Below are 25,394 nucleotides of genomic sequence, written 5' to 3'. Positions count from 1 at the left end.
AATGGAAAATAAATTATTATGGAGTGCAGATAAAACTAGAAAGAAAAATTCCAATATAAAAAATTTTGCTGATAAAATTTCTCAGAAATATAAAATTGATTTTAGTGATGACTTTTTAAAATTACATGATTGGTCAATTAAAAATCCTTCTAATTTTTGGAGCGAGTATTGGGATTATGCAAATATTATTGGAAAAAAAGGTAATCAAATAATAGATAGTGATAAAGTTTTTTACAAAAATAAATTTTTTTCTGACTCTAAAATAAATTTTGCAGAAAACTTATTAATTAAAAATAATAATGATATTGCAATTCATTCATTAAAAGAAAATGGTCTAAATGAGTCTGTTACTTGGAAAGAGCTTCGTGAAAAAGTTTTTAAAATTTCATCTTTTTTAAATAAAATTGGATTAGTTAAAAATGATCGTGTTGCAGCATATGTGCCCAATGTTATTGAAACAGTAATAAGCTTTTTAGCAGCTGCTAAAAATGGATGTATATGGTCAAGCTGTTCACCAGATTTCGGCATTCAAGGTGTAGTAGATCGCTTTAAACAAATAGAGCCAAAAGTTCTTTTTACTTGTGATTATTATTTTTATAATGGGAAAAAAATTGATGTCCTCAATAGGATTCCAGACATTTTAAAACAAATACCCTCAATAAAAAAAGTTATAGTTTTTAGTTACAACAAGTCAGACTCTACAAAACATGATTATGATAAATTTGATGAAATTTTAAAAAGATCCGATGAGAACAGTAATTTTGAAAGATTTGAATTTAATCACCCTATTTACATTTTATATTCTAGCGGGACTACAGGGATTCCAAAGTGTATCGTACATGGCGCTGGCAATGCTTTAATTGAACAAAAAAAGGAACTATCGATTCATTGCGATGTAAAAGAAAACGATAAAATTTTTTATTTCACAACCACTGGATGGATGATGTGGAATTGGCAAGTTGCAGCTTTATCATGTGGGGCATCAATATATTTATATGATGGTTCACCTTTTTATCCCTCCCTTGATGTTTTGATTAAATATTGTGAAAAAAATAAATTCACATTATTTGGTGTTGGTGCAAAATATATCGATCATCTAAAGAACGAAAAATTTGTTGGTTTGAAATACGATTTAAGTAACCTAAAAACTATTACATCTACAGGATCACCTTTGGTTAGCGAAAGTTTTGAATATGTTTACAAAAATATTAAAGAAGATGTTCATTTATCATCTATTAGCGGAGGAACAGATGTTGTTGGATGTTTAGTAATTGGAAATGTCTTGCAATCTGTTTATGCAGGAGAAATTCAAAGTCCAAGTTTGGGGATTGAAATTGATATTCTAGATGATGATGGAAATAGAATTTTAAGTGATGAAAAAGGAGAATTGGTTGTCAAAAAACCTTTTCCTTCAATGCCTGTAAAGTTTTGGAATGATTTTGATGAGACAAAAATCAAATCTGCATATTTTGAAAAATATAATAATATTTGGCATCACGCTGACTATATTCAAAAAACTAAAAATCAGGGATATATAATTTATGGAAGATCAGATTCCACATTAAAGCCTGGAGGAGTTAGGATTGGAACTGCCGAAATTTATAGACAGGTCGAAAGTTTTGAAGAAATTTTAGAAGCTTTAGTTATCGGACAAAACCATAATGATGATGTAAGGATCGTACTCTTTGTTAAGCTTAAAGAGGAAATGGTTTTAAATGATGAATTAATTAAGAATATTAAATCTAAAATCAGAAAAAATTGTTCGCCAAGACATGTTCCTTCAATTATTAAAAGTTGCCCAGATATTCCAAGAACCAAAAGTGGAAAAATTGTAGAAATTGCGGTTAGAAAAATTTTAAATAAACAAAAAATTAATAATATAGAAGCTCTTGCAAATCCAGAAGCATTAGAGTTTTTTAAAAACTTAAAAATTTAATTTTCAATCAAAGCTTTAACATGTTCATAGGCACTTTCTTTAAGTGCATCAAGATCATAACCACCTTCCAAGATTGAAACTATTCTGCCATCACAAATATTATCGGCAACATTCATAATTCTTTTGGTAATTTCATAAAAGTCCTTAGACTTTAGATTTACTTGTGCCAATGGATCTTTTTGATGAGCATCAAAACCTGAAGATAACAATATAAATTCAGGGTTAAAGTTTTTTAATTTTCTTAAAACATTTTCAAAACTATTAAAATATATATCACTCGATGTTCCAGGGTCTAAAGGAATATTTAATATATTATTAGATGCACCTTTCTCATTTACAGAACCTGTTCCAGGATAAAAAGGATATTGGTGTGTTGAAATATATAATACGTTAGGATTGTTATAAAAAATTTCCTGCGTTCCATTTCCATGGTGAACATCATAATCAATAATCGCAACTTTTTTATATTGATAATGATGTAGTAAGTAAGCAGCTCCAATAGCAACATTATTATATATACAAAATCCCATCGCTTTATCACTTTCAGCATGATGTCCCGGAGGTCTTACTGAGCAAAATGTATTTTTAAATTCTTTATTAACGACTTGATCAATACCTAGAATTATTGAACCCACAGCATCTAAGGCAGCTTCTTTAGATCCTGGCGATACTATTGTATCTCCATCTAAAAATTGAATTCCACTTTTTGGAAATGAAATAGAAATTTTTTCTAAATATTTTTTATTATGAACTTTTTCAATTATAGTATGATCAAATAATTTTGGTTCAAACCATTTAATTTTTTCATCAAGTTTTTTTAGTTCTTCATTAACCACTTTGACTCGATCGACTCTCTCAGGATGACCTGGTCCTGTATTATGATTTTGATATGTTAGTGATGTAATGACCGAAGTTTTCAATTAAAAAAACTTTTAATAATTTTAAGATATATAGATTTTAATTTTTTCATATCTTTAATAGATGACCTTTCATCTACTTGATGCATAGTATTACCAACCAAACCAAATTCAATGCAAGGTGCTATGTCTTTAATAAATCTAGCATCAGATGTTCCTCCAATAGTAGATAGCACTGTATTTTGTTTTGTTTCTTTTTTTATAATACTTTGAATTTCTTTTACTGTCTGATTAGGTTTAGTTAAAAATGCCGTACCAGTTCCTTGAAATTGAGTTTGAGTTTTGCATTTATATTTTTTTTCATATTTTTTTATAATTTTTGAAATGTATTTTTTTAAAGAACTAAAGGTATGAAGTGTATTATATCTTATGTTGAATGTAGCACTTGCTTTTGCGGGAATGACATTGTCAGCTGAATTATCAATGCTAATTTTTGTGATTTCTAGATTTGAAGGTTGAAAGTTTTTGTTTCCTTTATCTAAAGGTTTAGATTTTAATTCATCCAAAATTTTAATTATAGGAGTTGCAGGATTTAAAGCTTCCAGAGGATAAGCAATGTGCCCTTGTTTTCCAATAACAGTTAAATGAGTTGTAATACTTCCTCGTCTTCCAATTTTCATCATTTGACCTAATTTACTTCTATTAGATGGTTCCCCAACAATGCAAAAATCAATTTTTTCTTTTTTCTTTTTTAAATATTCAACAACTTTTTTTGTTCCATTAATAGCAACACTTTCTTCATCACCCGTGATCAAAAAACTTATAGAACCTTTAAAATTTTTATTTTCTTTTAAAAATTGACTAACCGCAGCTATAAAACATCCAATGCCACCTTTCATATCACTTACACCTCTTCCATAAAGGTAGCCTTTTTTTATTTTGGCTCCAAAAGGATTAGTAGACCATGAAGAAACATCTCCAGCTGGCACAACATCTGTATGACCGGCAAAACATAAGTTGGGCGATTGGTTTCCGTATTTTGCGTAAAGATTAATTATTTTGTCTGTTCCTTTTTCTTGGAATGACATTAATTTACATTTAAACCCAAGTTTTTTTAGATGTTTTACAACAACATTCATTGCCCCTAAATCTTTTGGAGTAACGCTTGGTTTTTTAATTAGCTCTTGAGTAAATCTAATTTCATCAATTAGCTTACTCATCAATTAATCTCTTAGTAAATCGTTTATAGAAGTTTTACTTCTAGTTTTTTCATCAACTGTCTTAACAATTACAGCACAGTATAAACTAGGTCCTTTTCCACTTTTATCAGGAAGAGATCCAGGCACGACAACTGAGTAAGGAGGAATTTTTCCATAAATAGTTTCCCCAGTTTCTCTATTTATAATTTTTGTAGATTGACCTATAAAAACACCCATAGAAATTACTGATCCTTCTCCAACTATAACACCTTCAACAATTTCTGATCTTGCTCCAATAAAACAGTTATCTTCAATGATTGTTGGATTAGCTTGCATAGGTTCTAAAACTCCACCAATTCCGGCACCACCTGAAACATGGCAATTTTTTCCAACCTGCGCACATGATCCTACTGATGCCCATGTATCAATCATAGTTCCTTCATCTACATATGCTCCTACATTTACAAAAGAAGGCATTAGCACTACGTTCTTAGCAATGTAAGAACCATGTCTTACTACTCCATTCGGAACCATTCTAAAATTTGCTTCTTTAAACTCTGCACGTCCCCAACCAGCAGTTTTACCTTTGACTTTATCCCACCATGTTGCATATGGGCCAGCAAGAGTTTGCATTTCATTTGTTTTAAAGCTTAATAAAATTGCTTTTTTAATCCATTGATGCACAACCCACTCATCACCTTTTTTTTCCGCAACTCTGATTTCTCCCTTATCTACTTTTTCTATGGTTGTAGTTATTGCATCTAATATTGATTTCTCTGAATTGCCGTCAATTTTAGCTCGGTTTTCCCAAGCGTCATTAATAATTTTTTCCATTATTTGCCTATAATTTTGTTAGTTTCTTTTAAAAATTCTGTAAGATTTTTTACCGTATAATGTACGTGATTTCCATCAAATCCTTTCTTACAGTAAGGATCGTCATTTTCAATCCAGGCTGTTTTCATACCCATTTTATGTGCAGGCTCTAAATTTTTTGCGATATCTTCGATAAAGATACTTTGTTCACATTGGATATTAAAAGTTTTGACTAATTTTTCATAAGGTTCAACTTCCGGTTTTGGAATAAAATCGCAATCTGCAATATCAAATATTTTTTGAAAGTTTTTTTCAACGCCTAATCTTTCGATTACACGTTCTGCATGTTTTCTTGAACCGTTAGTAAATATTATTTTCTCGCCTGGTAAATTTTGAATTTGCTCATTAAGATCTGGGTCTTTTTTTAAAAAATCATAGTCAATATCGTGAACAAATTCTAAGAAATGATGTGCATCTATATCATGCTTTTTCATTAAACCATTCAAAGTTGTTCCATGCTTATGAAAATAATCATTTTTTATTTTTACAGCTTCTTGTTTTGTGACATCTAAATTTTCCATGATAAATTCACACATTTTTTTATCAATTTTACCAAAAACATTCGTAGTAGCGGAATACAGTGTATTATCTAAGTCAAAGATCCAATGTTTAACTGTTGCTAAATCTTTCATTTTACAATTAATGTACCAGCGCCTTCATCTGTAAACAACTCATGAAGTACCGCATGTGGTTTAGTTCCATCTATTATTACAACACCGCCTACACCATTATTAATCGCTGAGATACAGGTTTGGATTTTCGGTATCATTCCACCTGTAATTGTTTCATTATCAATTAATGCCTGTGCTTCCGCCACAGTTAATTTTGAAATATAGTCACCATTTTTATCTTTAACGCCAGGAACATCAGTCATTAAAAGTAATCTCTTAGCCTTAACTTTTATTGCAATAGTTCCAGCTGCAGTATCAGCATTAATATTATAAACTTGATCATTTTCGCCAAGGCCCATCGGTGCAATTACTGGTACTTTGTTATCATTAAGAATATGATTTAACTTATCAATATCGATCTCTTCAGGATCTGCAACAAAGCCTAGCTCCGGGTTTTTAGCTTTTTTTACTTTTAAAATACTGTTTGTATTTCTTGCTGTAACTGCTTCAGCATTAGCTTTGAACGAATTAATTGTATTAACTAGATCAGGATTTATTTCATTAAGCAAGACATCTTCAACAATTTTAATTACATTTTCATCTGTTACCCTTAGGCCTAAAATAAATTTACTTGGAATATTTTGCGCTTCTAGTTTTTTTTTAATTTGAGGCCCACCACCATGAATAACTAAATTTTTTATACCAATTAAATTACATATCGCTGCATCTTGAGCAAAAGCTTTTGTTAATTGATCGCTAGCCATGACTTGGCCACCATACTTTAAAACAATTTTTTCACCTTTGTATTTCTCTACAAATTGTTGTGCTTTTTCAATTAATGGAGCATCTTTTTGAGGCCAAAAATCTTTTAAATCCATCAAACAGTTTTAACTTTTGTTTTTCTAATAATAACGTACTGCTGAGCCATTGTTAAAACGTTATTGACAGACCAATAAATGACTAGCCCAGATGGGAAAGAGGCTAACAAGATTGTTAGGAAAAAAGGAAAAAACATAAAGATTTTTGCTTGAATAGGATCTGGTGGTGCAGGGTTTAATTTTTGTTGAATATACATTGTAACACCCATGATAATCGGCCAAGCACCAATGATCAAAAATCCTGGAGGATCCCAAGGTATCAAGCCAAATAAATTAAATATCGATGTTGGATCTGCGGCAGATAAATCTTGTATCCAACCATAGAAAGGAGCATGTCTCATTTCAATTGTTACAAATAACATTTTATAAATTGCAAAAAAGAATGGGATTTGAAGCATCACAGGCAAGCAACCAGAGATAGGGTTTACCTTTTCTCTTTTGTATAAATTCATCATTTCCATCTGAATTTTTTGCTTATCTTCTTTGTACAAATCTTTTAACCTTTGCATCTCGGGCTGTAACGCTTTCATTTTTGCCATTGATGCAAAAGAGTAATTTGCAAGTGGGAAGAATATTAATCGTACACCAGCTGTTAAAAGAATAATTGCAATTCCAAAATTTCCACACCATTTAAATAAATAATCAATTATAAAAAATAGTGGCTTTGTGAAAAAGTGAAACCAACCCCAATCAATTGCTAAATCAAATTTATGAAACCCTTTACTTTCAGCGTAGCCATCAATGACAGATACTTCTTTTGCTCCAATAAATAGGTTTGAAATATTTGAAGCAGTTTGATTTACATTAACCGTTGTTGCATCAGTAACAATATAATTTGACTTAAATGATTTATCGTAAGAAAATTCTGCTTTAAAATTTTTTCCTTTTTCTGGAATTACAGCTGTTAACCAGTATTTATCTGTAATACCAACCCATCCTTGTGATCCATTAAATGTTTTCTTTTTTTCAACAACATCATCATAATCCTCTTCAGTTAACGTCTCATCAACAATTCCAAGCAATCCTTCATGTAGAATAAAAAAATCTTGGATTTCTGGTTTTTCTTGTCTTGTAATTTGAGCATAATGAAAAAGATTTACAGTTTGGTTTGAATTATTCTTTATCTCCTCATTAATTGTAATGAGGTACTGATCATCAATTGTAAACTTTTTTACAAAAGTTAATCCCTGACCATTATTCCACTCTAATTCTACAGGAGTATTTGGTGTTAGTGTTTTATTTCCTTTTGCAATCCATAAAGTTTGATTATCTGGCACAATTTCATTTCCTGATGTAGCCCAACCTGTCTCTAGAAAATATGCTTGGTCATATTTTTTAGGATTAAGTAAAATTACTTTTGTTTGATCACCTGTATTATCTTGATTATAATTTTTTAAAGTAACATCATCTATTAATGCACCAGTTAAAGCTATTGAGCCTACAATAGCACTATTTTCTATTTTTATTCTGTCACTTTGATTAATGGCATCTGATCTTGTTAATTTTGTTTCAACTTTTTTTTGTGAAATAGAAGGCGCTGATGGTTTGTCGCCTTTTAATTGTTGTTGCTGAACTTGTTCTTGATTTTGTGTTTGAGGCACAGGTTCACCGTACCAAAACTGCCACATCATTATAACAAATGTCGAAAGGACTACGGCTGCAAGAACATTTTTATTTTCCATTTTTTTTCTCCACTGGATCAAATCCAGAATTACCACCCAAAAATTTAATTGGATGACATTTTAAGATCCTTTTCATACCTGAATAACACCCATTTAAAAAACCTTTTTTTTGAATCGACTCTATAAAATAATCAGAACATGTTGGCAAAAACCTACAATTCGGTCCTAGAAGAGGGGAAATCAAATATTTATAAGTTTTTATAATAACAATTAGTAAACCTGATATTAAATGTTCGATTAATTTCATTAGATAGACCTCAGTTTACTCGTGAGCTCATTAACAATATTTTGAAAATTTTCATCATAGATTTTTGGTTTAGCAAAAATTGCATATTTGAATTTTTTTTTAAAATTATTTTTAATTTCAATAATAGCCTTACGTGTTGCCATTTTTAATCTTCTACGCATTCGATTTCTTTTAACAGCATTGCCAAGTTTTTTTGCAGCAACACAGCTTAATAAAATTTCTTTGTCTTGATCAGTGTTATTTTTATTTTTATAAAAAATTGTAAAGAGATTTGAGTTGACTTTTTTTCCAGAGAGAACTTCTTTAAATTCTTTGCTTCCGCTTAAACTGTGGAAGACTATTGTGCTCGGCATTTGTTATGCTGAAATTCTTTTTCTACCTTTAGCTCTTCTTCTAGCTATTAATTTTCTGCCGTTCTTAGTTGCCATTCTAGATCTGAATCCGTGTCTTCTGGCTCTAACTTTTTTACTTGGTTGATAAGTTCTTTTCATTGCTATAATAAATTTTGGCTATTATAAGAAATTCTTATTTGGATGTACAGTAAAAATTATCGGCAATATTACTAATGAATAGACTATCAAAAATTAAAATTTTCCTTGGTTTAGCATATTTGGGCATTGTGAGTTTAGTTGTCATTGCCTTTTTTTATTTTGGAGCAAATACTTTTTTAAGTCCGTCATACCTAGTAGAAAATAAAAATTATATTTTTGAGTTAAGAGACCAAAATTTATTTCTCATAAGCTCGGTATATTTTTTCTTTTCAATTATTTGGGTTTTTTTAATGGGTTTTGGAACTCCTCTAGTTATTTTTGCTGGTTTCGCTTTTGGAACAATTCTTGGATCAATATTATCAATTTTTTCGTTCACTATAGGCGCAACTTTGCTTTACCTTTTTGCAAATCATTATTTTAAAGATTTGGTAGAAAAATATTTAGGTACAAAATATGCAAGTATTAAACAAAACGTAAATAAGAATGAATTAAGCTATTTTTTTAGTTTAAGAGTAATACCCGGTATACCATTTCCAATAAAAAATTTACTTCCAGTATTATTTAACATGAAGTTAAAAAATTTTTTTCTAGCTACTCTATTTGGTGAGGCTGCACCTATTATTATTTCTGTTAGTATTTTTAGTGGTTTAAGTAATGCATTTGAAAGTGATAAAGGTTTAAACCTTAATTTATTATTTTCACCTGAAATATTTTTCCCTTTACTAGCATTGGCAATGATGTCTTTAATTGCAAATTTTGTGAAAAAAAAATATTTTAACAAAGGAACTTAGATGAGATTTATTAGTTTTAAAAAAGATAAAGATATTAAAGTTGGTTTAGAATTATTAGGCCAGGGTATCATAGATTTAAACCATTTAGACAGCACTATTCCAAATAATTTAAATGATATTATTAAAAATTTCTCATCTCTAGAGTCAAAAATAAAAACATTAAACTCTCCTAGTAACATTCATTATAAAGTTAATGAGGTAAGAATTTTAGCACCTATTCCAGTACCAGTTAGAGATATTATATGTGTTGGTAAAAATTATGTTGAACATGCAAAAGAAGTTCAAAGGTCATCCTTTAATACATTGCAAGGAAAACAAGCCGTTCCAACAAAACCAATTATTTTTAATAAAGCCACGACCTCAGTAATCGGACCAAATGATAAAATTGAAACTAAAAATGATGAAACTAAAACGACAGATTATGAAGGTGAGCTTGGAGTTATTATTGGAAAAAGAGCAAAAAATATAAGTAAGGCAAATGCGTTTGATATTATTTTTGGTTATACAATTATTAATGATGTAACATCAAGAGAGTTGCAGAATAATCACAAACAATGGTTTATTGGAAAAAGTCCAGACACTTACTGTCCAATGGGGCCAGCGGTTATTACTAAAGATGAAATCAACAATAATATTGATGAAGTAAAATTACAAACTTTTGTAAATGAAGAAGAAAGACAAGTTGGAATTGTAAAAGATATGGTTTTTACCATTCCTGTTTTAATAGAAACGTTAACCAAATCTATGACATTAGTAGAAGGAGATATTATTGCAACTGGAACGCCAGCTGGAGTTGGTATTGGTTTTGATCCACCAAAGTTTTTAAAACCAGGCGATAAGGTAAAAGTTTCTATTGAGCCTATTGGAACACTTGAAAATGAAGTTATTTAATCATATAAGCTGACTATGGCTTTTGAATTACCAAAATTAGATTACGCAAACGATGCTCTTGCACCTGTTATGTCGCAAGAAACATTAGACTTACACCATGGAAAACATCACCAAACTTACGTTACAAATTTAAACAACTTAGTTAAAGATACAGATTTAGCTGACGCATCATTAGAAGATATCATTAAAAAAACTGCAAAAGATTCATCAAAGGCTGGAATTTTTAATAATGCGGGACAGCACTGGAACCACATTTTATTTTGGAAATGTATGAAACCAAAAGGTGGTGGAGCGATTCCTTCAGAATTAGAAAAAAGAATTGTATCTGATTTTGGGAGTGTCGATAAATTTAAAGAAGACTTTATTCAAGCTGGCGTTACTCAATTTGGTTCAGGTTGGGCATGGTTAGCAATTGATAACGGTAAGTTAGTTGTTACTAAATCTGCAAATGCCTCGAACCCTTTAGTAGATAATATGAAACCTATTCTAGGATGCGATGTTTGGGAGCATTCTTATTATGTTGATTACAGAAACCGTAGACCAGATTATTTAAAAGCATTCATTAATGATCTTGTAAATTGGGAACACGTCGCTTCTCTTTTAGATTAATTTAACCTAATTTTTTAGCCTTCTTAAATAAGGATACCATCTTTGGTATATCTATTCTTTTCGTATTCACATTTCGAGGAGAGGGATGATAACAACCAACTAAATAAACATCATTGATTTTATATTTTGCACCGTGAGCAAATTTAAATGAACCAGAGACATTATAATTTTCTTTATAAAATCTTACACATGCATCAAAGGCAATTTTACCAAGTGCGATAATAACTTTTTTATTTTTAAGCATATTTAATTCTTCTTTAAAAAAACTAGAGCAATTTTTTAACTCTATAGGCTTTGGTTTATCTTGGGGAGGTACGCATCTTAAAGCCAAGGTAATAAAAGTATTTTTTAGCCTAAGTCCATCTTTGATATGATCAGAATTTGGTTGGTTGCTTAACCCGGATTTAAACAAACATTGAAACAAAAAATCTGCCGATTTATCACCCGTAAAAACACGACCGGTTCGTGTTGCACCATGTGCAGCTGGAGCCAAACCAATTAATATTAATTTAGCACCTAGTTCACCAAAACCTGTAACAGGTTTGTTCCAATACGTTTGATCTTGATAGGATTTTCTTTTTTCCGATGAAATCTTATTTCTAAATTGTACAAGGCGCGGACATTTTTTGCACTTATGAACTTTTCTTATAAATGATGAAAATTGTTTATTCATTGACGTAAACTGAAATTCCTCGTTTATTTAGATCAATTTTGAACTTTTTATTTATTGGAGGAAAAGCTCTTTGTTGGCAGTCTAATCGAGTACATGTTCTACAATTAACACCAATAGGAATAGCAGCTTGATCTTCTTTTAAATTTAATTGATCGGAATAAACAAAATCTTTGGCATATTTAGCTTCACAACCAAGCCCAATACTCACCATACTTCGATGTACACCATATCGGCCTATCCCTTTTTCAACAGTTCTTGCAATACACACATACTTTTCTCCGTCTGTCATTTTTGATAATGCTGCATGAATTTTTCCAGGAGTTATAAATGCCGAGTGTATATTCCATCTCGGACAAGCCCCACCATAACGCGGAATTTGAATACCAGATAAAGATAAACGTTTAGAAATATTTCCAGCAATATCTGCTCTCAACATATGAAAAGGAATACCTTTCATTTTAGGATTTTGTAGACAAGTCACACGGTGTGCAACCTGTTCAAAAGATGTTGCAAAAGTATGTTGAATTAATTCTAAATCATACCTATGTTTCTTACATTCATTAAAGAATAACTCATAAGGCATTAAAATTGCAGCAGCAGTATAATTTACAAGTGCAATTATAGTTAAATTTTTTGACTCTTCGTTTTGGAATACAAAGTCATTGAGTTGTTTTTCTATAATATCCATAGCTTCCAATTGAACAATTTGTGAAGCTGCATAAAGTTTTTTAGTCTCTAAGGTAAGGTAATCTGAAAGGTATAGCTTCTTTTTATTATCATCATATTTTTTTGCAAAGTTATCTTTTTCGGAAGGAACAATATCTTCAACATCAACTTTGTGTTTATTTTTTAAATAGTCAATTAATAAGACATGACGAGTTTTATTTTTTGAATTTACTGATTTGAAAACTTTTAAGGAGTAGTCTTCAAGTTCCTGAAAATAATTATTATATTTTTGCAAAAAATCAGACACGGCCTCTCCTGGAAAACTAGATTTAAATTTTGTAATATTATCTTCTGAGATGCTTTCGACTTTTGAATAAATTTCTTTATTCCCTTTTTTGTAAAAATCACCAAGTCGGATTAATGCTTTAGCTATTAGGGGATTGTTATTTGCAAGATCTTTAACCTCAATATTAGTAATATCTAAATCTTCAAAAATATTATCACCTAAAAGATCAAGCGCATCGTGATATAGATTTGCATCTTCTTTTTTTGATAAATCTTTGAGCTCAATATTTAAGACATCTGAAACTTTTAAAAGTAAATCGACATTTACATTTCTTTTTCCAGATTCGATTAAGTTTAAGTAGCTTGATGAAATTCCTAATTTTTCAGATAGATCAGCTTGTGAAATTCCCGCTTTTCTTCTTGTGTTTTTAATTTTAAATCCAATTTGATTTTTCATAATTTACAAAATTTACAAATTGAAAATATTTAGTCAATATATATTTACTCAATTTACAAGGAAATTAGCCATTTTTATTGATTAATTTTATATTTGTAAATATTGTAAAATTAACAAAGGGAGGAAAAATGAGTAAATCAAGTGAAGATTTCATCAAAGAAATCGAGCAAAAAATAAAAAAAGCAGCTGGAGGAGAGCCGGGACAAGATCAAGGCTTATTCATTAATGAAGATAACCAGGACTGGGGATCATCAGGATTGGAACATTACACTGCAAAACCTCAGAGGGTAAATTAGCCATGGGAAGAGAAAAAAACAATATAGAGAGTAACTGTGTTGCCTTTGATGACGCTTGTTTCGATGAAACTAATTACCAATCAAGCATTATTGAAATGGATAAAAAGGAAGTGACTTTTTTTAAAAAATTATTCCAAAGAATTTTTAACTTTGGAACAAGAAAAACAGCATAAAAAACAATTAAAATGAAAGGAACGTTAAATGGAAAATAGATTTAAAGGAATAAAAAGGGATTATACTGATGAAGATGTAAAAAAATTAAGAGGTACGTTTAACGTCGAATATTCAGTCTCAAAAGAATTATCAAAAAAATTATGGAATCTTCTAAATTCAGAGGACTATGTAAATACATTAGGAAGTTTATCAGGTAATCACGCAGTTCAACATGCTAAAGCTGGTTTAAAAGCGATTTATTTGTCAGGTTGGCAAGTTGCAGCTGATGCAAATAGCGCTGGTGAAATGTACCCAGATCAAAGCTTATATCCTATGGATAGCGCTCCAAAATTAGCTGAAGGTATGATGAATGCACTAATGAGAGCAGATCAAATTCAGCAAATGGAGATCATGGAAGGAAAATTAGATCCAAAAGATGCCGTTGATTATAAAATGCCAATCGTGGCAGACGGTGAAGCAGGTTTTGGTGGTCCATTAAACGTTTTTGAATTAACAAAAAAGTTCATCAAAGCGGGAACAGCCGGAGTTCATTTTGAAGATCAGTTAGCTTCAGAAAAAAAATGCGGACATATGGGTGGCAAAGTTTTAATCCCAACTCAAAATGCAGTACGTAATTTAAAATCTGCAAGACTTGCTGCAGATGTTATGGATGTACCGCTTTGTATTTTTGCTAGAACAGATGCAAATGCTGCAAAACTTTTAACATCAGATGTTGATGAAAACGATAAACCATTTTTAACTGGAGAAAGATCTCCGGAAGGTTTTCATTATGTTAAACCAGGTTTAGAACAAGCAATCTCAAGAGGTTTAGCATATGCACCTTATTGTGATGCTATTTGGTGTGAAACAGCAACTCCAGATTTAGGAGAAGCAAAGGAATATGCTCAAGCAATTCATGAAAAGTTTCCTGGAAAACTTTTGGCATACAATTGCTCTCCATCATTTAATTGGAAGAAATATTTATCAGATAAAGAAATGTTGGACTTTCAATATAAGATAGCGGAAATGGGTTATAAATTCCAATTTATTACTCTTGCTGGTTTCCATACTCAAAACTTTGCGATTTTTGATCTTGCAAGAAAATATAAAAAAGATGGTATGTTTGCTTATTCAAAGATTCAGCAACAAGAGTTTGAAGCTGAGTCTTTAGGTTATACAGCTGCCAAACATCAAAGAGAAGTTGGAGCATCTTACTTTGATCAGATTGCAAATATTTTAAGTGCAGGAACTTCTTCTACTACAGCACTTAAAGGGTCAACTGAGGATGAACAATTCTTTGACAAAAAAGCTGACTTAAAAATGGTATCTTAAATTTCTCCAAGAAGTTTAAAAGGGCTCAATTAATTAATTGGGCCCTTTTTATTTTATGATTTCACTAATTGTTTTGAGTTCTCCAATTTTAAAAATAACAGCATCCTCTTTTTTATAACCGTATTTTTCAGCTGAATTTTTAAATCGGACTGGTGGTTCAAACGGATCTTCAAATGATAAAACAAAAGTACCCCAGTGCATACCTATTATTTTTTTTGCTTTCACCATTTTTCCAATTTCTACCGCTTCCTCAGGTGTTGTATGATAAACAGATCTATCAAACATAGGTTTAAAATTGTACGCTCCAATGTTTATGAACAAAATATCTATTGGCCCGTATTTGTTACCAATCTCATTATAAATGTTACCGATACCAGTATCACAAGCAAATAAGATTTTTTTGCCTTTATACTCAATTAAAAAGCTCCCCCATAAAGTTTTATTTGTATTAAAAGGAGTTCTTTTGCTCCAGTGAACTGCTGGAAGTAGAGTTATATTAACCTCATCATTTATACTTATACTTTGATACCAGTCTAATTCTTTTATATTTTTAAATCCTCTAGATTTAAAAAATTTATCTAGTTTTAAAGGAACCACAACATTAGTATCTTTGTAGGGAAATTTACTAAGTGTTCTTGTATCTAAATGATCATAATGACTGTGTGTAAGCAGCAATATATTAGTTTTGGGTAATACATTTAAAGGTATCGCTGGTTTTGCAAAACGATATGAACCTAAAAATAATGGACCAGCATTTTTAGAAAAGATTGGATCTGTGATAATAATATTTTTCCCGAGTTTAATTAAAAAAGTTGCATGTCCAATCCAAGCAACATAGTCATCATTTTCATTTTTTTTTAGATTCTGTAATACAAGGTTTTCATCAATAATATGATCTTTTGGAACATTAATTTTTAATTTTTTTGTCTCTTTAAAATATGTCCAATAAGACCACTTTGAACTATCTGATCTTTTTGGGCTTCCAGGTGGATTTTGAAATTTACCATTTATCATATTTGGCGAAATATTTTTTGCATAATTAGGGGTTGTAAATAACCCATAGCAAATTAGAAATATAAAAAAATTGTAAAATTTCATGTTTTTAAAAATTATATATTTAATTAAATATTTTAAACCACCATTTAAATGGCGTGTTCCATATTTAATTTTGGTATGCACAGTACCAACTATTACGCTCACTCATTTTTCTTGTATAGAATTTGGAATTAAAACTGGAGTTACAATTGGTTTTTTTTGTTCAATACCAATTATTTGTTATGCATGTCATAAAGTATTTATGGAACAATGGTTAGAAGAGGAGGAAGATGATTAAACCTTTACCAATCGAAGCATTATTATCTTACGGTTTACTTGGGGCGGGTGCTCTAATAGTTTTTGGAATTTTATCTTTATTAAAAGATAATGTTGAGAAAAAACAAAGAGAATTAGCCAAAGAATTAAGAAGAAAGAAAAAGAATAAAAAGAAAAAAAAATCAAAAAAAACTAAGAAAAAAAGATAATGAGCACAAAAGTTTTTTTTAATGAATCCTGTAGTGTTTGTAAGAAGGAAATAGATTTATATAAAAAAATGGAAAATAACCTTGAATGGTTTGATATAAATCAAGAAGACGCAAAACTTACTAATTTAACTACAGACAAATTATCTAGAAGATTGCATGTGATGAAAGATGGAAAACTTTATAAAGGAGCTAGTGCTTTTTTAATTTTATGGTCAAAAATACCAAAATTAAATTTTTTATACCGAATATTTAAATTGCCAATTATTTTTCAAATATTTTCTTTTTTTTATGAAATTGTGGCTTATTTTTTATATTTAAAAAATAAAATTTCATAAAATTTTAATGTCTAAAGTAAAATTGGATTGGAACTGGTTGTACCTTCTTTTTTTTGGAAGGGTTTTAACTGCTGCAACATTTTTTATGTATGTGGGATCGATGTCATTCTTAATTCAAGAATGGAATTTATCTGCAACAAATGCAGGAATTATTCAAACTGGTCTTGTGGTTGGCTTTGCTATCGCATTATATTTAAGTTCTTATTATTCTGATTTTATTAATCCAAATAAAATTTTACTTTTCTCAGCACTGACAAATTCAATTGGAGCATTTTTATTCTATTATTATGCAAATGATTTTCTTTCCGCTTTAATTTTTAATACAATTTTAGGTGCCGCAGCAGGTGGAATTTATGGCCCTTCAATGATCTTGGTTTCTGAAAAATTTAGTCGGGGCAACAAAGGTTTTGCAATGGGTATGATGCTTGGAGGACAATCTCTTGGCTATGCAGTTTCTTTATCAGTCAGTTTTATTTTTTCTAATTTTTATAACTATCACACAGGATTTTTAGTTTGCGCAGTTTTAACAATATTTGGATTTATTAGTTTTTATGCATGCTCGTATAAAGAGACGAGCAAAAGATTTGGTTTCAAAGTTTTAAAAAAGTTTACTATTACTAAACAATCTGAACAAAATAAAAATTTAGTTAAAGGTTATACCGCTCATTGTATTGAGCTTTTTGGTATGTGGGCATGGATGCCAGTCTTTTTAAGTTTAGTTTTAATTGGTAAAACTGGATTGAATCCAATTATTTTAGGTTTAGTAATTTCAATCACTCTTCATATCACTGGCGTTTTTGCAAATATGATTAGTGGAGTTTTTTCCGATAAATTTGGAAGTAAAAATGTTTTAATTATTTTTGCATTCATCAGTTCAATATTTTCTTTTTTAATGGGTTGGATACCAAGTCTATCTTGGTTAATTATTTTACTGATATCTTTTCTATATAGTTTTTTTACCATTGGAGACTCAGGTGTTTTAACTGCAGCCTTAACAGATAGTACAAATCGTAATGTACTTGGAAGGTCACTTGCTTACCGATCTATTATTGGAATTGGTTTTGGGTCAATTACACCTGGTATTTTCGGTTTTATATTAGATGTTTCAAATAACCATCAACCACTTTCGCAGCAAACAAACTGGATTTATGCATTCTCATTTTTAGGACTGGCTGGATTATGTGCATTTTATTATGCAACTAAGTTGAATCGAAGAGCGTTATCACGGTCACTTTAGAGACACATTTCAGTTTCTTCACTGTCTTATTTGTTTTTTATAAATCAAGCATGAGAAAAATTATTGTAATGCTATTTTTTGTATTTTTAGCAACTGCTTCGACTATCGTAAGTAGTCATCAAAATATCAAAAATAGTGATTCCCCAGAACAGGTGCAAAGATAAAAAAACAAGGAATAGGGCAGTTAATTCGCTGTTTTATTTTTAAGTAGTAATTAAAGGGAGAAAGTGTATCAAGCGCAAGTTTTATGACTAAGAGCTTAAGAAATATTGCAATCATTGCACACGTTGATCATGGAAAGACAACGTTAATTGATAATCTTTTAAAACAAAGCGGTTTATTTAGAGATAACCAGCATGTTGATGAAAGAGTTATGGATAGCGGTGATCTTGAAAAAGAACGAGGAATTACAATTCTAGCAAAACCAACATCGGTAGTTTGGAAAGATACAAGAATTAATATTATAGACACACCAGGTCACGCAGACTTTGGTGGTGAGGTTGAAAGAATTTTAGGAATGACAGATGGTGTTATTCTACTAGTTGATGCAGCAGAAGGCCCAATGCCACAAACAAAGTTTGTTTTATCAAAAGCATTAGCTCAAGGCTTAAAACCAATCGTTGTTATAAATAAAGTTGATAGATCTGATGCAAGATCAAAAGATGTAATAAATGAAATTTTTGATTTATTTGTTGCGCTTGATGCCAATGATCAGCAATTAGATTTTCCAGTTTTATATGCATCAGGAAGAGATGGATGGTGTAATTATGAACTTGATCAACCAAGAGAAAATTTACATCCGTTATTAGATTTGATCTTAAACCATGTACCAGAGCCAGATGTTGATTTAAGTAAACCATTTGCCATGTTATCAACTCTTCTTCATTCAGACTCTTTTCTAGGACGTTGTTTAATTGGTCGAGTGGTTCATGGAATTGCAAAAGTTAATGATACGGTCAAAGCTTTAAATTTAGAAAATGAAAAAGTTGAAGATGGAAGATTAACGAAATTATTCACATTTTCAGGCACGACTAAAGTTGCAACAGATACGGTGATGGCTGGAGACATTGTTTGTGTAGCTGGATTAAAAACTACTTCAGTTTCAGATACGATTTGTCATCCTGAAGTTAATGAGCCTTTAAAATCAACTCCAATTGATCCACCAACAATGTCAGTTACGATTACAGTAAATGACTCCCCAATCTCAGGATTAGAGGGAAAAAAAGTAACTTCAACAATGATTAGAGAAAGATTATTAGCTGAAGCTGAAACAAACGTTGCTATTTCTTACAAAGAAAATGACCAAAAAGACTCATTTGAAATTGGTGGTCGTGGCGAACTTCAAATCGGTGTTTTAATTGAAACGATGAGAAGAGAAGGTTTTGAATTATCAGTTTCAAGACCAAAAGTATTATTCAAGCAAGAAAACGGACATAAGCTAGAGCCGATGGAAGAAGTGACCATTGATGTTGATGAAGAATATGCAAGTACTGTGATTGACTCGATGAACCAAAGAAAAGGTGAAATGGTTGATATGAGGGATACAGGGCAAAGTAAAAAACGAATTATCTTTAAAGCGCCTTCAAGAGGATTAATTGGTTACCAAAGCAAATTTTTAACTGAGACTCGTGGAACGGGAGTTATGAATAGAGTGTTTGACTCATACGGTCCATTTAAAGGTGATATCAAAGGCAGAAGAAACGGTGCGTTAATATCAACAGATAGCGGTGAAGCTGTAGCGTATGCAATCTATAACTTACAAGACAGAGGTTTAATGTTTATCGAGCCACAAACTAAAGTTTATGGTGGAATGATTGTAGGTGAACATAACCGCGAAAACGATCTTGAAATTAACGTTTTAAAAGGAAAGAAACTTACTAACGTGAGAGCAGCAGGAAGTGATGGATTAGTATCTTTAACTCCGCCTGTGAAGATGTCACTTGAAGAGATGATGGCATATGTCAATGATGACGAGTTATTAGAAGTGACACCTCAAAGTTTAAGACTTAGAAAAAAATTACTCTTAGCACACGAAAGAAAAAGACAGCAAAGAGAAGCCGTTCCCGCTTAACTGTTAGTATCCTGTTATTATCAAATCCCATGTTCTCGTTTTGATTCAGTTTTGATTCTAAAATTAAACTTTTACGATATATGACTTACAAACAGTGTTTATATGTGAGTCTTTTTAAACTCTAACGAGTCTTTGGGGATATAATTTTTCCATCTTTAAATTGTGGTGGAACATATTTTCCATCCGATGGATCAGTATCTGTGAATCTAAAAAAAATTAAAACACCGGCCAAAAGTACTATGCTAGCAAGTGAGAGTGGAATGACTGGTAATTTCTTATTGGTATCTTTTTTTATAATAACAACTGATAAATAATATAAAGCAAATGGAAGTAGAATTGCTGCAAGTAAGATTAGTTTTTTAATCATAATTTCTATCTATCATATTTATATACATGGAGGCAGGTATTCAAATATATCATGGGTCAAATCCATACTTATTCGTTAAAAGCATAGGCGATGAAATTAATAAGAGCTATTATTAAGCCAGAAAGACTTCATGCCGTTAAGGAAAAACTTAACGAAATCGGGGTTAAAGGAATGACGATCTCAGAAGTAAAGGGATTTGGTCATCAAAAAGGAAAAACAGAATTTTATAGAGGTAACCCAGTACAGGTCCATTTTTTACCAAAAACTCAGATTTTTTTAGCAGTTTCAGACGATAAAAAAGATGCAGTAATTTCAGCTATTACAGAAGCGGCTAAAACTGGAAAATATGGAGATGGTAAGATTTTCATTAATAATCTTGAAGAAGTTGTTCGAATTCGAACAGGTGAGAAAAACGAGGAAGCATTATAATGAACGGTGCAAATACAGCGTGGATTTTAACATCAAGTGCTTTAGTGCTTTTTATGACTCTTCCTGGCCTTGGTTTGTTTTATGCTGGTTTAGTAAAATCTAGAAATACAATTTCAACATTAGCACAATGTTTTGGAATTGCTTGTGTTGCATCTGTAGTTTGGTTTATTGCAGGTTATTCAATCGCATTTAGTGGTGAAGGAAATTACATTGGAGATCTGTCAAAAGCATTTTTAAAAGGTGTTGGAACTGAAAGTTTAAGCGGTGATATTCCCGAGATTTTATTTGTCATGTTCCAAATGACATTTGCAATCATTACACCAGCATTAATCGTTGGTGCTTATGTCGAGCGAATTAAGTTTTCTGCAGTATTATTTATTTCAGCAATCTGGATTTTAGCTGTGTATGCACCTGTTACTCATTGGGTATGGGGTGGTGGCTGGTTAGCTGACCTTGGTGTATTTGATTTTGCAGGTGGACTTGTCGTTCATGCAACTGCAGGAATTTCAGCAATTGTAATTGTTAAAATGTTAGGATCAAGAAGAGGGTTCCCAGAATATTTTGATCCTCCACATTCACCTGTTATTGCAATGATTGGAGCTTCAATGCTTTGGGTTGGATGGTTTGGATTTAATGGTGGATCGGCTTTAGCTGCAAACGGAAATGCTGGAATGGCAATTTTAGTAACACATATTAGTGCAGCAACAGCAACTTTAGTTTGGATGGCAATTGATTGGTTTAGAAACGGCAAACCTGGAATCGTAGGTATGATTACGGGTACCATTGCAGGACTTGCAACAGTAACCCCGGCTTCTGGATTTATTGGTCCTATGGGTGGATTTATTTTAGGATTATTATCAGGTGCGGTTTGTTATTATGCAGTTATCTTTTTCAAATTTACTTTAAAGATTGATGACAGTTTAGATGTTATGGCTGTACACGGTGTTGGTGGAATTTTAGGAACATTGCTAGCAGGTGTTTTAGCATCAGAAACATTTGGTGGTCTTGGTTTAGAAAAAACTGTGATGCAACAAACGATCGTTCAAATTATTGGTGTTGTATCTGTCGTCGTATTTTCTGCAGTTGTTACTTACGTTATTTGTTTAATGACAAAATCAATTTTCGGTTTGAGAGTAAGTGAAGAAGAAGAAATTTCTGAAGGTCTAGATTCTGGAACTCACGGTGAGCAGAGTTACCATATCTAAGTAGCTTTTATTTCCTCGTAAAATTAAAAATTAGATAAGCTAGTATTAAAATAATACTTACCGCTTGGATCATTTCACCTTGGGATAAATTTGAAAGTATTGAATCTTGCATGCGTTTTTCTTTAATTTAAATAGATCAGAATGAGTGAGAATATTCAAATAAAAAAACTTTATTATTCACCAATAAAATCCTTTAATTTTATTGAAAGCAAATCTTTAAAAATTATTAAAAATATAGGAATTGAGCATGACCGTGTTTTTGCTTTTGTGAGAAATAAAACAAAAGAAGAATCAATCAAATTTCAAGAAAAACAATATTTAAGAAATAACCAAAGTTATTTAAGCGTAAAAAATACACCAATACTTAACAATTACAGATTAGAATTCCAAAACCAAAATCTCAAAGTATTTTTAAAGAACGAAGAGATTATATCAATTTCAGAATTTAATTTTGAAAATTTACAATTCATTACAAAAGAGATTAAAAAACGAGAAACTGATTTAAAAGATAAAGAGATTTTTATGATTTATAATCAAAATATTCCATTTTATGACATGATTAATGATCATGTTGTTTCTCTAATTAATTTAGAAAGCCTAAGAGACTTTGAAGCACGGTCAGGACTGAGCGTTGATCATGAAAGATTTAGAGCAAATATTGTAATTGATGGAATGAAACCTTTTCAAGAATTAGAACTTGCAAAGAAAAAAATTAAAATTGGAAATACTTTATTTGAAGTCTTTCAAAATACACCAAGATGCAAAGCTACCATTTACCCTTATCAATCAACCACTTCAGATATTAATGTTCCACAAAAATTGAATGAAATTTATGACCATATTGATTTTGGGATATATTTAAAACCAATAGAGGATGGTACTATAAGCTTGAATAATGAGGTAAAGGTAATTAATTAAGCGCAAATGAAATCTCCTTTTTTTAGAAACAGATTAGCATTTATCGTTTTAGCTGCGAGTTGTTTTATGGTGTTTGCCGCGATGGGAACCAGGCAAACCTTTGGAATGTTTTTTAATTTTTTTGAAAGTGATCTTGGAGTTTCAAGAACACACTTTGGTTTAGCCATTGCCATTCAAGCTTTAACTTGGGGAGTAATGACTTTTTTCTTAGGTATTCTTGCAGATAAATTTGGCGCAAGGAGAGTGTCTTGTTTTGCATTATTGATTTATGCATTTGGAATCTATTCTTTAACTTTACCCAATAGTTCAGGTTTAATATTTTTACTTAATCTTGGAGTACTTGCTGGAATTGGAATGGGTGGAGGAGGAGCTCAGCTTGCTGTTGGCGCTGTTAGCAAACATTTTCCAAATGAAAACAGGTCTAAAGCTTCTGGTTTAGTGACTGCTTTTGGCTCATTTGGAATGTTCGTATTTCCATTGATTTCAGCTTTATCTTTAAGCCAAACAAGTTGGCAAAATTCTTATTTAATTTTAGTATGCTTTTTAATTATTGCAGCAGGTTTTTCTTTATTAATTAAATTACCAGATGACACTAGCAGTCCAAACGCAGTTCCTGATAATCAAGGAGCATTATCAGCATTAAAAGAGGCATTAGGTCATAAAGGATATATTTTTTTAACACTTGGGTTTTTTGTTTGTGGTTTTCAAATTACTTTAGTTGCAACTCACGTTCCTGGTTATGTTATTGAACGAGGTTTAGAAGCTTGGACTGGAACTGCAATTTTATCTTTAATTGGACTATTTAATATCGCAGGAACATTAACCATGGGGTACTTGGCAGATAAATATTCTAAAAAATTATTGTTAAGTGGACTTTATTTTTTAAGAGGTATTACCATTATTTTATTTTTAGCTCTTCCTGCATCAAGTGGTCTTGCAATCGTATTTGGAGTTTGTTTTGGATTTTTATGGCTTGCTACGATACCTGCAACCAATGGAATTGTAGCTCAAATTTTTGGAACAAAACATATTACTATGTTGTTTGGATTAGTTTTTTTCTCTCATCAAATTGGAGCTTTTTTAGGAGCCTATCTTGGTGGATATTTCTTTGATCAATACGGCAGTTATGATTATGCATGGTACTGTTCAATTGCATTATCACTTTTTGCGACTTTAATGCATTTGCCTATAGATGAGCGCCCCCTTAAAAGAGTCACGGTTTAAATGAAAAAATTTTTTACAATTATTATTTTGTTATTATTTTCGACTTCTTCGTTTGCAAGTAGCCACCACTCTCATGGTCATAAGAAAAATAAAGAAATGGATCGTGATTATAAAATAGGAAAAATTGAAATTGAAAAACCTTATACTTTTTTTACACCAAATGGCGCAAAGGTAAGTGCCGGGTATATGAAAATTGAAAATGAGTCTAATAAACAAGATATTTTGCAATCAGTAAGTAATGTAAGTTTTGCAGAAAAAGTCGAAATTCATGAAATGAAAATGGAAAACCAAGTGATGAAAATGAGACCATTAAAAAAAGGTCTTATTATTAAAGCTGATAGCGAAGTTTATTTAAAACCAAGTGGATATCACATTATGTTTATTGGTTTAAAAGAACAAATTTCTAAGGGCAAAGAATATAAAGCAACATTAAATTTTAAAAACGCAGGTTCAGTAGACATCTTTTTTAAAGCTGTTGGTCGTAACTATCATCCAGATAAAAATCACCACAAACATCATTAATGATTACCAAGCATATTCTTTTAAAAAGAATACTTCCATCCATACTAGTTACTACGATTGTCCTTGTTTTTATTGGCTATGATTTTGCTAATAAAAAAAAAAATGCAGCCCAACAAATCCAAGTTAATTTTAATTTACAGGATATGAACGGTAATGAATTCAATCAAAAACATTTAAAACAAAAACCAAGCTTATTATTTTTTGGTTTTACCCATTGTCCAGATGTATGTCCTGCAAGTTTACAACTATTAACAAATTTAATCGAAGATCTTGGACCAGATGCTGATAAAATTAATTATTATTTTGTCACTGCGGATCCAGAAAAGGATACAATAAAAATTTTAAAACAATACCTAAGCTCATTTGATCAAAGAATTTTAGGTATCACTGGAAAGCAGGAAGAACTTAAAAAACTTTATAACGCCCTTGATATTTACATTCAAAAAGTCGATTTAGGAAAAGGAAATTATACCATCGATCATACAGCAGCTTTTATGGTGATAAATAAAGGTGCCGAAAAAGTAGGAACGATGATACATGAGGGTTTTTCAAAATTTATCGTAATCGATAATTATGGAAAGATTCAAACCCCAAAAGATGATGTCATTAAAAATTTAAAGAGATTATTAGAACTTTAAT

General features: G+C 31.0%; 31 protein-coding genes. 18 read left to right on the top strand and 13 right to left on the bottom strand.

Annotated features, from left to right (window positions below):
- Nucleotide 1 precedes the first annotated feature (1 nt).
- The gene (locus ACTTAT_RS00905; RefSeq protein ID WP_440679168.1) at nt 2–1,936 is read left to right on the top strand and encodes an acetoacetate--CoA ligase; all 1,935 of its coding nucleotides are present in this window, start codon (nt 2–4) and stop codon (nt 1,934–1,936) included.
- On the opposite strand, the gene ACTTAT_RS00900 is transcribed toward ACTTAT_RS00905, so the two are convergent.
- From ACTTAT_RS00900 to rpmH, 9 genes are read right to left on the bottom strand one after another with little or no spacing between them, the layout of a single operon-like run.
- Nucleotides 1,933–2,856 (bottom strand): histone deacetylase family protein, encoded by a 924-nt coding sequence (locus ACTTAT_RS00900; RefSeq protein WP_440679167.1) that lies wholly within the window; start codon nt 2,854–2,856, stop codon nt 1,933–1,935. The genes ACTTAT_RS00905 and ACTTAT_RS00900 overlap by 4 nt on opposite strands.
- Nucleotides 2,853–4,013, bottom strand: coding sequence for a succinyl-diaminopimelate desuccinylase (gene dapE, locus ACTTAT_RS00895; RefSeq protein WP_440679166.1), 1,161 nt, complete (start codon nt 4,011–4,013; stop codon nt 2,853–2,855). Before dapE ends, ACTTAT_RS00900 begins: the two co-directional genes overlap by 4 nt.
- 3 nt (nt 4,014–4,016) lie before the next feature.
- The gene (dapD, locus tag ACTTAT_RS00890; RefSeq protein WP_440679165.1) at nt 4,017–4,826 is read right to left on the bottom strand and encodes a 2,3,4,5-tetrahydropyridine-2,6-dicarboxylate N-succinyltransferase; all 810 of its coding nucleotides are present in this window, start codon (nt 4,824–4,826) and stop codon (nt 4,017–4,019) included.
- Nucleotides 4,826–5,497, bottom strand: coding sequence for a pyrimidine 5'-nucleotidase (locus ACTTAT_RS00885; RefSeq protein ID WP_440679164.1), 672 nt, complete (start codon nt 5,495–5,497; stop codon nt 4,826–4,828). Before ACTTAT_RS00885 ends, dapD begins: the two co-directional genes overlap by 1 nt.
- On the bottom strand, nt 5,494–6,354 hold the full coding sequence (gene argB / locus ACTTAT_RS00880) for an acetylglutamate kinase (RefSeq protein ID WP_440679163.1): 861 nt from the start codon (nt 6,352–6,354) through the stop codon (nt 5,494–5,496). Before argB ends, ACTTAT_RS00885 begins: the two co-directional genes overlap by 4 nt.
- Nucleotides 6,354–8,036, bottom strand: a complete 1,683-nt coding sequence (gene yidC / locus ACTTAT_RS00875; protein WP_440679162.1) for a membrane protein insertase YidC — start codon at nt 8,034–8,036, stop codon at nt 6,354–6,356. The genes argB and yidC overlap by 1 nt, the downstream gene beginning before the upstream one ends.
- Nucleotides 8,026–8,283 (bottom strand): membrane protein insertion efficiency factor YidD, encoded by a 258-nt coding sequence (gene yidD / locus ACTTAT_RS00870; RefSeq protein ID WP_440679161.1) that lies wholly within the window; start codon nt 8,281–8,283, stop codon nt 8,026–8,028. Before yidD ends, yidC begins: the two co-directional genes overlap by 11 nt.
- Nucleotides 8,283–8,636, bottom strand: coding sequence for a ribonuclease P protein component (rnpA, locus tag ACTTAT_RS00865; protein ID WP_440679160.1), 354 nt, complete (start codon nt 8,634–8,636; stop codon nt 8,283–8,285). The genes yidD and rnpA overlap by 1 nt, the downstream gene beginning before the upstream one ends.
- Before the next feature lie 3 nt (nt 8,637–8,639).
- Complete coding sequence (rpmH, locus tag ACTTAT_RS00860) at nt 8,640–8,774, bottom strand: 50S ribosomal protein L34 (RefSeq protein WP_440679159.1); 135 nt, start codon at nt 8,772–8,774, stop codon at nt 8,640–8,642.
- Between the two features lie 74 nt (nt 8,775–8,848).
- Here rpmH and ACTTAT_RS00855 point away from each other — a divergent pair, with 74 nt between their 5' ends.
- Genes ACTTAT_RS00855 through ACTTAT_RS00845 form a run of 3 tightly spaced genes read left to right on the top strand, consistent with a single transcriptional unit; the run spans nt 8,849 to nt 11,065 of the window.
- A complete protein-coding gene (locus tag ACTTAT_RS00855) occupies nt 8,849–9,565 on the top strand; it encodes a TVP38/TMEM64 family protein (RefSeq protein ID WP_440679158.1) in 717 nt (238 codons plus the stop codon).
- A complete protein-coding gene (locus ACTTAT_RS00850) occupies nt 9,566–10,456 on the top strand; it encodes a fumarylacetoacetate hydrolase family protein (RefSeq protein ID WP_440679157.1) in 891 nt (296 codons plus the stop codon).
- A gap of 15 nt (nt 10,457–10,471) precedes the next feature.
- Complete coding sequence (locus tag ACTTAT_RS00845; RefSeq protein WP_440679156.1) at nt 10,472–11,065, top strand: superoxide dismutase; 594 nt, start codon at nt 10,472–10,474, stop codon at nt 11,063–11,065.
- A 1-nt stretch (nt 11,066) separates the two neighbouring features.
- On the opposite strand, the gene ACTTAT_RS00840 is transcribed toward ACTTAT_RS00845, so the two are convergent.
- Entirely contained in the window at nt 11,067–11,738 is a 672-nt protein-coding gene (locus ACTTAT_RS00840) for a uracil-DNA glycosylase (RefSeq protein WP_440679155.1), read from the bottom strand.
- Entirely contained in the window at nt 11,731–13,146 is a 1,416-nt protein-coding gene (locus ACTTAT_RS00835) for a helix-turn-helix domain-containing protein (RefSeq protein WP_440679154.1), read from the bottom strand. The genes ACTTAT_RS00840 and ACTTAT_RS00835 overlap by 8 nt, the downstream gene beginning before the upstream one ends.
- Nucleotides 13,147–13,274: 128 nt before the next feature.
- On the opposite strand from ACTTAT_RS00835, the gene ACTTAT_RS00830 reads away from it, so the two are divergent.
- Genes ACTTAT_RS00830 through aceA form a run of 3 tightly spaced genes read left to right on the top strand, consistent with a single transcriptional unit; the run spans nt 13,275 to nt 14,927 of the window.
- Complete coding sequence (locus ACTTAT_RS00830) at nt 13,275–13,442, top strand: hypothetical protein (protein ID WP_440679153.1); 168 nt, start codon at nt 13,275–13,277, stop codon at nt 13,440–13,442.
- Between the two features lie 2 nt (nt 13,443–13,444).
- Nucleotides 13,445–13,615, top strand: a complete 171-nt coding sequence (locus ACTTAT_RS00825; RefSeq protein WP_440679152.1) for a hypothetical protein — start codon at nt 13,445–13,447, stop codon at nt 13,613–13,615.
- 28 nt (nt 13,616–13,643) lie between these two features.
- The gene (gene aceA, locus ACTTAT_RS00820; RefSeq protein WP_440679151.1) at nt 13,644–14,927 is read left to right on the top strand and encodes an isocitrate lyase; all 1,284 of its coding nucleotides are present in this window, start codon (nt 13,644–13,646) and stop codon (nt 14,925–14,927) included.
- 48 nt (nt 14,928–14,975) lie between these two features.
- On the opposite strand, the gene ACTTAT_RS00815 is transcribed toward aceA, so the two are convergent.
- Entirely contained in the window at nt 14,976–15,941 is a 966-nt protein-coding gene (locus tag ACTTAT_RS00815) for an MBL fold metallo-hydrolase (RefSeq protein ID WP_440679150.1), read from the bottom strand.
- An 82-nt stretch (nt 15,942–16,023) separates the two neighbouring features.
- Here ACTTAT_RS00815 and ACTTAT_RS00810 point away from each other — a divergent pair, with 82 nt between their 5' ends.
- The 5 genes from ACTTAT_RS00810 to typA all read left to right on the top strand — a co-directional run bounded on the left by ACTTAT_RS00810 (nt 16,024) and on the right by typA (nt 20,090).
- Nucleotides 16,024–16,260: a hypothetical protein gene (locus ACTTAT_RS00810; protein WP_440679149.1), complete on the top strand. Its 237-nt coding sequence runs from the start codon at nt 16,024–16,026 to the stop codon at nt 16,258–16,260.
- The gene (locus ACTTAT_RS00805; protein WP_440679148.1) at nt 16,253–16,447 is read left to right on the top strand and encodes a hypothetical protein; all 195 of its coding nucleotides are present in this window, start codon (nt 16,253–16,255) and stop codon (nt 16,445–16,447) included. The genes ACTTAT_RS00810 and ACTTAT_RS00805 overlap by 8 nt, the downstream gene beginning before the upstream one ends.
- Complete coding sequence (locus ACTTAT_RS00800; RefSeq protein WP_440679147.1) at nt 16,447–16,782, top strand: thiol-disulfide oxidoreductase DCC family protein; 336 nt, start codon at nt 16,447–16,449, stop codon at nt 16,780–16,782. Before ACTTAT_RS00805 ends, ACTTAT_RS00800 begins: the two co-directional genes overlap by 1 nt.
- 7 nt (nt 16,783–16,789) lie before the next feature.
- Complete coding sequence (locus tag ACTTAT_RS00795) at nt 16,790–18,019, top strand: MFS transporter (protein WP_440679146.1); 1,230 nt, start codon at nt 16,790–16,792, stop codon at nt 18,017–18,019.
- 247 nt (nt 18,020–18,266) lie between these two features.
- Nucleotides 18,267–20,090 (top strand): translational GTPase TypA, encoded by a 1,824-nt coding sequence (gene typA / locus ACTTAT_RS00790; protein ID WP_440679145.1) that lies wholly within the window; start codon nt 18,267–18,269, stop codon nt 20,088–20,090.
- Nucleotides 20,091–20,211: 121 nt separating this feature from the next.
- Here typA and ACTTAT_RS00785 read toward each other — a convergent pair whose 3' ends face one another.
- Nucleotides 20,212–20,457, bottom strand: coding sequence for a hypothetical protein (locus ACTTAT_RS00785; RefSeq protein WP_440679143.1), 246 nt, complete (start codon nt 20,455–20,457; stop codon nt 20,212–20,214).
- A 90-nt stretch (nt 20,458–20,547) separates the two neighbouring features.
- On the opposite strand from ACTTAT_RS00785, the gene ACTTAT_RS00780 reads away from it, so the two are divergent.
- From ACTTAT_RS00780 to ACTTAT_RS00755, 6 genes are all read left to right on the top strand, one after another.
- Nucleotides 20,548–20,886 (top strand): P-II family nitrogen regulator, encoded by a 339-nt coding sequence (locus ACTTAT_RS00780; RefSeq protein WP_440679142.1) that lies wholly within the window; start codon nt 20,548–20,550, stop codon nt 20,884–20,886.
- Nucleotides 20,886–22,091: an ammonium transporter gene (locus ACTTAT_RS00775; RefSeq protein ID WP_440679141.1), complete on the top strand. Its 1,206-nt coding sequence runs from the start codon at nt 20,886–20,888 to the stop codon at nt 22,089–22,091. The genes ACTTAT_RS00780 and ACTTAT_RS00775 overlap by 1 nt, the downstream gene beginning before the upstream one ends.
- A gap of 141 nt (nt 22,092–22,232) precedes the next feature.
- Nucleotides 22,233–23,009 carry an MOSC domain-containing protein gene (locus ACTTAT_RS00770; RefSeq protein ID WP_440679140.1) on the top strand — a complete coding sequence of 259 codons (777 nt, stop codon included), beginning with the start codon at nt 22,233–22,235 and terminating at the stop codon, nt 23,007–23,009.
- A 6-nt stretch (nt 23,010–23,015) separates the two neighbouring features.
- On the top strand, nt 23,016–24,233 hold the full coding sequence (locus tag ACTTAT_RS00765) for an MFS transporter (RefSeq protein ID WP_440679139.1): 1,218 nt from the start codon (nt 23,016–23,018) through the stop codon (nt 24,231–24,233).
- Nucleotides 24,234–24,755: a copper chaperone PCu(A)C gene (locus ACTTAT_RS00760; RefSeq protein ID WP_440679138.1), complete on the top strand. Its 522-nt coding sequence runs from the start codon at nt 24,234–24,236 to the stop codon at nt 24,753–24,755.
- The gene (locus tag ACTTAT_RS00755) at nt 24,755–25,393 is read left to right on the top strand and encodes an SCO family protein (RefSeq protein WP_440679137.1); all 639 of its coding nucleotides are present in this window, start codon (nt 24,755–24,757) and stop codon (nt 25,391–25,393) included. The genes ACTTAT_RS00760 and ACTTAT_RS00755 overlap by 1 nt, the downstream gene beginning before the upstream one ends.
- Nucleotide 25,394 lies beyond the last annotated feature (1 nt).

The sequence above is a fragment of the Candidatus Pelagibacter sp. HIMB1517 genome (genome assembly GCF_052047895.1).
Taxonomy (GTDB): Bacteria; Pseudomonadota; Alphaproteobacteria; order Pelagibacterales; family Pelagibacteraceae; genus HIMB114.
Note: the sequence above shows the minus strand (reverse complement) of the source record. Positions and strands in the feature narration are given on the sequence as shown.